The 469-nt window shown below is 60.6% G+C and carries 2 protein-coding genes; both read right to left on the bottom strand.

All coding sequences use genetic code 11. From position 1 onward, the window contains the following. On the bottom strand, positions 1–275 hold a 275-nt coding region (locus AB9K35_RS00065), incomplete at its 3' end, for a hypothetical protein (protein ID WP_369923893.1). Further along, a partial coding sequence (locus AB9K35_RS00060) for a hypothetical protein (protein ID WP_369923892.1) occupies positions 272–469 on the bottom strand: 198 nt, incomplete at its 5' end. The genes AB9K35_RS00060 and AB9K35_RS00065, both read right to left, overlap by 4 nt.

The following is a 469-nucleotide window of genomic DNA, read 5'->3' as shown; positions in this document are numbered from 1 at the left end:
AGGATGGCGGGCTGGGCCGGGAAAACCGCCTGCATCGCCTTTTTCAACACGCGCAGGCGGTTGGCGGACCGATACCCGGCATCGAATGACAGGCAGTCCGAAACCGAAAGTTCCCATATCGAAGCAATCTGCCTGCCTTCGATGAAGGCGAGGAAATCATCGAGGACACGCAATTGCGGCGCGGTGACAGCCCCCATGTTCAGCGTTGCGGCCAAGGGATCCCATCGCGGGTGCTGCAGGATTTCCGGAACGGTCCGGCGATCAGGTTTTTTCATGCCTTCAGCCTCGTCAGATCGAGCACGTATTTCTGCACCTCGGAGCGCTGCACGCGTTTGTTGACCCAGCCATAGTTTTTCCTGGCAGTGCCGACGGTGTCGTCGAGCAGCCGCTCGAGCAGGTCCCACCTTCCCGGGTTGGCTTCGATCAGCAGCGAGGCCAAGCCGTGGCGGAAATTATGCGGGGTCATCGG

Origin of the sequence: Leisingera sp. XS_AS12, from assembly GCF_041224635.1 — a bacterium.
GTDB lineage: Bacteria > Pseudomonadota > Alphaproteobacteria > Rhodobacterales > Rhodobacteraceae > Leisingera.
The sequence above is the reverse complement of the archived record's forward strand: the minus strand, read 5'-3'. Positions and strand labels throughout refer to the sequence as shown.